The 4,836-nt window shown below is 74.3% G+C and carries 5 protein-coding genes; 3 read left to right on the forward strand and 2 right to left on the reverse strand.

Features of this window, described 5'->3' with window-relative positions; translation table 11 throughout:
• Nucleotides 1-217: 217 nt before the first annotated feature.
• Entirely contained in the window at nt 218-856 is a 639-nt protein-coding gene (locus CCN44_RS22635) for a LysE family translocator (RefSeq protein ID WP_086699001.1), read from the forward strand.
• Nucleotides 857-887: 31 nt separating this feature from the next.
• On the opposite strand, the gene CCN44_RS22640 is transcribed toward CCN44_RS22635, so the two are convergent.
• Entirely contained in the window at nt 888-1,328 is a 441-nt protein-coding gene (locus CCN44_RS22640) for an SRPBCC family protein (protein WP_059253766.1), read from the reverse strand.
• A gap of 193 nt (nt 1,329-1,521) precedes the next feature.
• Here CCN44_RS22640 and CCN44_RS22645 point away from each other — a divergent pair, with 193 nt between their 5' ends.
• Nucleotides 1,522-2,535, forward strand: coding sequence for a DUF2278 family protein (locus tag CCN44_RS22645; RefSeq protein ID WP_086699004.1), 1,014 nt, complete (start codon nt 1,522-1,524; stop codon nt 2,533-2,535).
• Between the two features lie 13 nt (nt 2,536-2,548).
• Here the strand turns inward: CCN44_RS22645 and CCN44_RS22650 are convergent, their stop codons facing one another.
• Nucleotides 2,549-3,385: a polysaccharide deacetylase family protein gene (locus tag CCN44_RS22650; RefSeq protein ID WP_059253770.1), complete on the reverse strand. Its 837-nt coding sequence runs from the start codon at nt 3,383-3,385 to the stop codon at nt 2,549-2,551.
• Between the two features lie 221 nt (nt 3,386-3,606).
• On the opposite strand from CCN44_RS22650, the gene CCN44_RS22655 reads away from it, so the two are divergent.
• Nucleotides 3,607-4,836 (forward strand): trypsin-like peptidase domain-containing protein (locus CCN44_RS22655; RefSeq protein ID WP_244203950.1); only part of this gene is annotated, 1,230 nt, incomplete at its 3' end.

Here is a 4,836-nt window from a genome sequence, read left to right on the forward strand (position 1 = left end):
CGGTGCGTGGCTGGGTCCGGCAGGGGCATCCCGTGTGCGCCCGTGCGTGGCTGGGGGTATCCGGGTGCGTCCGGTGCGTGGCTGGGTCCGGCAAGGGGCATCCGGGTGCGTCCGGCGCGTGATACCCGGCCCGGGCATCCGCGCGGGGCCCGGTGCCGCTGCGGCGGGCCGGGAAAACGGTTTGCCGGTCGCCGTCCGCCCTGTGTTGCATGACGGCATGGTGTCCCCCGACCGGCTGGCGGCCTTCGCCGCCCTGTCCCTCCTGCTCATCGTGGTGCCCGGCCCCAGCGTGCTGTTCGTGATCGGGCGGGCCCTGGCCCACGGCCGCCGGGCCGCGCTGACCACCGTCGCCGGCAACACGCTCGGCGCGTACGTGCTCGTCGTGGCCGTGGCGCTCGGCATCGGATCGATCGTCGAGCGCTCGCTCCTCGTCTTCACCGCCCTGAAGCTCGCGGGCGCCGCCTACCTGGTGTACCTCGGCGTCAAGGCGTGGCGGCAGCGTCGCTCGCTGCGGGCCGCGGTCGCGGACTCCGGCCCGGCGCGCGGCGGCCTGCGCACGCTGGGGGAGGGGTTCGCGGTCGGTGTGGCCAACCCCAAGACGATGGTGTTCTTCGCCGCCGTCCTGCCGCAGTTCGTGGACCGGGAGCAGGGGCACGTACCGGCGCAGATGCTGCTGCTCGGCCTGGTCTTCAACGCCATCGCGGTGGTCTGCGACGCCGTGTGGGGGCTCGCCGCCTCGGCCGCCCGCGACTGGTTCGCCCGCTCGCCCCGGCGCCTGGCCGCGGTCGGCGGCGCGGGCGGTCTGACGATGATCGGCCTGGGCGTGACGGTCGCGACGACCGGACGCACGGACTGAACCCCCGGCCCCGGGAGGACCGGCGGCCGGCTCAGGCCCCTCTCAGCAGGCGGTTCGCCGCGCGGCCGAACATGCGGCGGGACGCCGCCCCGAGGATGCCGTCGAAGGCGCGGGGCAGGTACCGGACCCGTAACTCCTCGCGCCACTCCACGCGGGTGCGGCCCCCGGGGCCCGGCCCGACCTCGATCTCGGCCCAGCCGAGGACCACCCGGCCGCGCTTCTCCAGCCGGCACAGGCCGCCCTCGCCGGCGGCCGGCGGGCGCCAGACCGTCACCTCCATGACGTCGTCCACGGCCAGCGGGCCGAACCCCGACCGGGCCACGAAGCGCGTGCCCTCGCGGGTCGGCGCGGGCGTGAGGACCCTGATCCGGGTCAGCGGAACCGCGTCGGCGTGGCGGGGCCAGTCGGTGAGCCGGCGCCATGTCTCGTCGAGCGGGAGCGGCGCCGTACGGGCGAAGGAGAAGGTGGGCACGGCACGATCGTAGGCAACCGGCGCCGGTCACCTGCGCGTTCGTCGGCCGCCCCGCCCCGTCCGCGTAGCAGGTGTCCGGGAGGAGACGTATCCTGAAACAGTCGGTGCGCGCGGCGGCACGACGCGGCTGCTGCTTCTACCCTTCCTGCCATGGGCCGGGCAATCCGCCTGCCGCACGGGGGAGTTGATCGTCATGCCGGTGAAGGACTACGGCGTTCTGATCGCCCGCGCCGTCGACATCCGGCGTGAGGGCGCGAGGAACACACCGCACTACCAGATCCACCTCACGGACGACGGGGGCACGCACTACCGCGCGGCGGTCAACGTGCTGTCGCAGCTGCGCCCCTCCGAGCTGCTCTACCTGGTCGCCGACGACTTCCGGCACCCGCTGACCGCCCGCCTGGAGGGCCTGCCCGGCGGCTGGAACACCCTGCCGCCCGGACCCGGCGGCCCCAATCTCGACTTCGTCCGTGGCAACCTGTTCGACCCGGCCGGGATGCGTACGCTCCCGCCGGACGTCGAGGGCCCCGACAACGACCTCGCCGACCTCCTCGACCACTACGTGAAGCGCGCGGTGGCGGACCCGGCGGCGCGGCTGTACGTCTTCGGCTCCCGCTTCGGCCCCGAACCCGCCGTCAAGGACAAGGTGTTCGGGTTCCAGCCCGGCAACGGCGTGCACGACGTCCACATGAACCAGGGCAACAGCCGCCGGTTCCGGGGCGACGACGGGGTGTGGCAGGACGGCGCACTCCTGCTGCGCTTCCCCGGACAGTCCCGCTGGGTCGGCATCTTCCTCGCCTTCCAGAGCCAGTCGTGGCACACCGACGACACCACCGGGCACGCCCTGGAGGACGTCGACGGCACCCGGCCGGCGCCCAGCGCGCAGCCCGTGCGGATCGTCGCGGCGCTGGTCAACCCGAAGGGCCCCGCCCCCGAGGCGGAGACCGTCACCCTCCTCAACGCCTCCCCGGATCCCGTCGACCTGACCGGCTGGCGCGTCGTCGGCCGCACCGGCTCCGGTGCGCCGGTGCCGGCCGCGGCCCCGCTGGCGCCCGGTGTCTGTCTCGGCGTACCGCTCAGCGCCGAGGCCCAACTCGGCAACCAGGGCGGCGAGATCTCGCTGCTCGATGCGGCCGGCCTGAAGGTCCACGGCGTCTCCTACACCGCCGAACAGGCCGCCCGCGAGGGCTGGACGGTGGTGTTCTGAGCGGCGGCAGCGGCTACGGGCGGTACACCTTGCCGGGCTCGGCCTTGCCGGGCGCCAGCAGCTGCGGCACCGTCACGAAGACGTAGCCGCGCTCCTTCAGCGCGTCGATGATGCCGGGCACGGCCGGCACGGTCCCGGCGTAGATGTCGTGCAGCAGGATGATCCCGTCCCGGGACGACTGCTCCAGGACGCGCTTGGTGATGAGCGCCGAGTCGTTGGTCGTGTAGTCCTTGGCGGTCACGCTCCACAGCACCTCCGCCAGGCCCAGCTCCTTGCAGATCTTGTGCACGTTCGCGTCGGTACGGCCCTGCGGCGGGCGCATCAGCGTCGGCTTGCGTCCGGTGAGCCGTTCGATCGCGTCGTTGGGGCGCTTCAGCTCCGCGCGTATCTCCGCGTCGGACATCCGGGTCAGGATCTTGTGGTCCCAGGTGTGGCTCGCGACCTCGTGGCCCTCCGCCGCCATCCGCTTGACCAGCTCCGGGTACTTCTCGATGTGCCGCTTGCCGAGCAGGAAGAAGGTGGCGGGCACCTTCTTCTCCTTCAGGATGTCGAGCAGCCGCGCCGAGTTCTCGCTGGGCCCCGCGTCGAAGGTGAGCGCGATGCACTTGGCCTCGCGGCAGTCGACGGTGCCGAACCGGGCGGGCGCCCCGGGCGCCGCCTCGGCGCGGACGGTGCTGGGCGCGGTCGTGTCGACCTCGGCGCAGCCGGTCAGCGTGAACGCCAGGCAGGCCGCGGCGGACGCGAGCGCCCAGCCGCGCAACCTTCGGCCCGCGCCGCGCATCTTCCTGGGCGCGCGGACGGCACGCGCGGAGTCGGTCGGCGTCGGGATCGTGTCGGTCGAAAGAGGCATGCCGGGACTATACACCGTGTGTATAGTTCACATGTTCGAAGGTCGGGCGAGGGTCGGTAAGGGTCGGTACCCGCTTCCCCGGCGGTCCGGCGCGGCCGTCTCTCGTCGCCCCCGGCGAGGCCCCCGCCCCCGAACCTCAGCAACGTCCCCGTGCACACCAGTAGTACCGGGCGGGTACGCGGAGTAACCTCGAAACCATGACGCGCACGGGGGAGCGAGTCGTGGCATCGCGCTTACGCACACCGTCCTGGATCGCCCGCATCGAGACGCCGGACGGGCGCGTCCTCGGCGCGGGCGTGCTGCTCGACCCCGCATGCGTGCTCACCGCCGCACATGTCGTCAGCCCCGGCCACCACTACACCGTCCGCCTGGTCGGCGTCCCCGGCCTCGCCGCCGTGACCGCGACCGTCCGCCCCGACGAGCACGTGCCCCAGCGCGAGGATGCCTTCGGCGACCGCAGCGGCGATCTCGCCCTGCTGCGCCTCGCGGCACCGCTGCCCGCCGCGCACACCACCCGGCTCTACCGGCTCGCCGCCCCGCACGGCCCCGTCAGCATGTACGGCTTCCCGGACGGCGACGACGGCGGGCGCTGGCACGGCGCCACCCTGGTCGCCGCCCGCGGCCGGGACAGCCAGGTGCAGCTGCGCCCGCTCACCCCCGGCGAACTCGCCTCGCCCGGCTTCAGCGGTGGCGGAGTCGTCGACCACGCCACCGACCGGGTCATCGGCATCGTCCTCAGCGTGGACGAGGGACCGGGCTCCGCCTTCAGCTACATGAGCCCCACCGAGACCATCCTGAGCCATCTGCCCCGGGTCGCCGCCTGGACCGACGGCGCCGAGGCCGTCGACCCGCGGCTGCGCACCGGCAGCGGCGCCGCCGCCGGCCGGCTCGACGTCCCGTTCGCCACCGAACTCGCCTCCTGGTTCCGCGGCGAGGGCTGGCCGGTCCTCGTCACCGTCGTCCCCGCCCGCGGTGACCGCGCCTGGACCCTGCAACGCGCCGTCACCCTCGCCGACCGCGAACTGCGCACCCACCGCAACACCAGCGCCGTCAGCCACGACCCGCCCGAGACCGTGCCCCCGGCCGGCGCGCACGACCTCGCCCTGGAGGTCAAGGGACTGACCGCCGCGGAGGTGATGGACCGGATCGCCGAACGCCTCGGCATCCGCGAGGACCCCCGGCCCGAGCGGCTCGGCTCCCTGCGCGTGCCGCTCGCCGCCGTACTGGTCGCCGTGGACCAGGCGGCCGAACCCGACGCCCTGCTCGACCTGCTGGACCGGCTCGCCCCCGGGCCGCCGAGACCCTCGTCCACCACCCGCTGCGCGACCGCTGGGCCCGCCTGCACACCGAACTCGACCGCATCACCGACGAGCTGGGGCCCGCGCTCGACGCCCGGCGGGACCGCGTGCTGCCCGCGCCCGGCACCCGCCCGCTGCTCGACCGGGCCGAGG

Source organism: Streptomyces tricolor, from assembly GCF_002155905.1.
Taxonomy (GTDB): domain Bacteria; phylum Actinomycetota; class Actinomycetes; order Streptomycetales; family Streptomycetaceae; genus Streptomyces; species Streptomyces tricolor.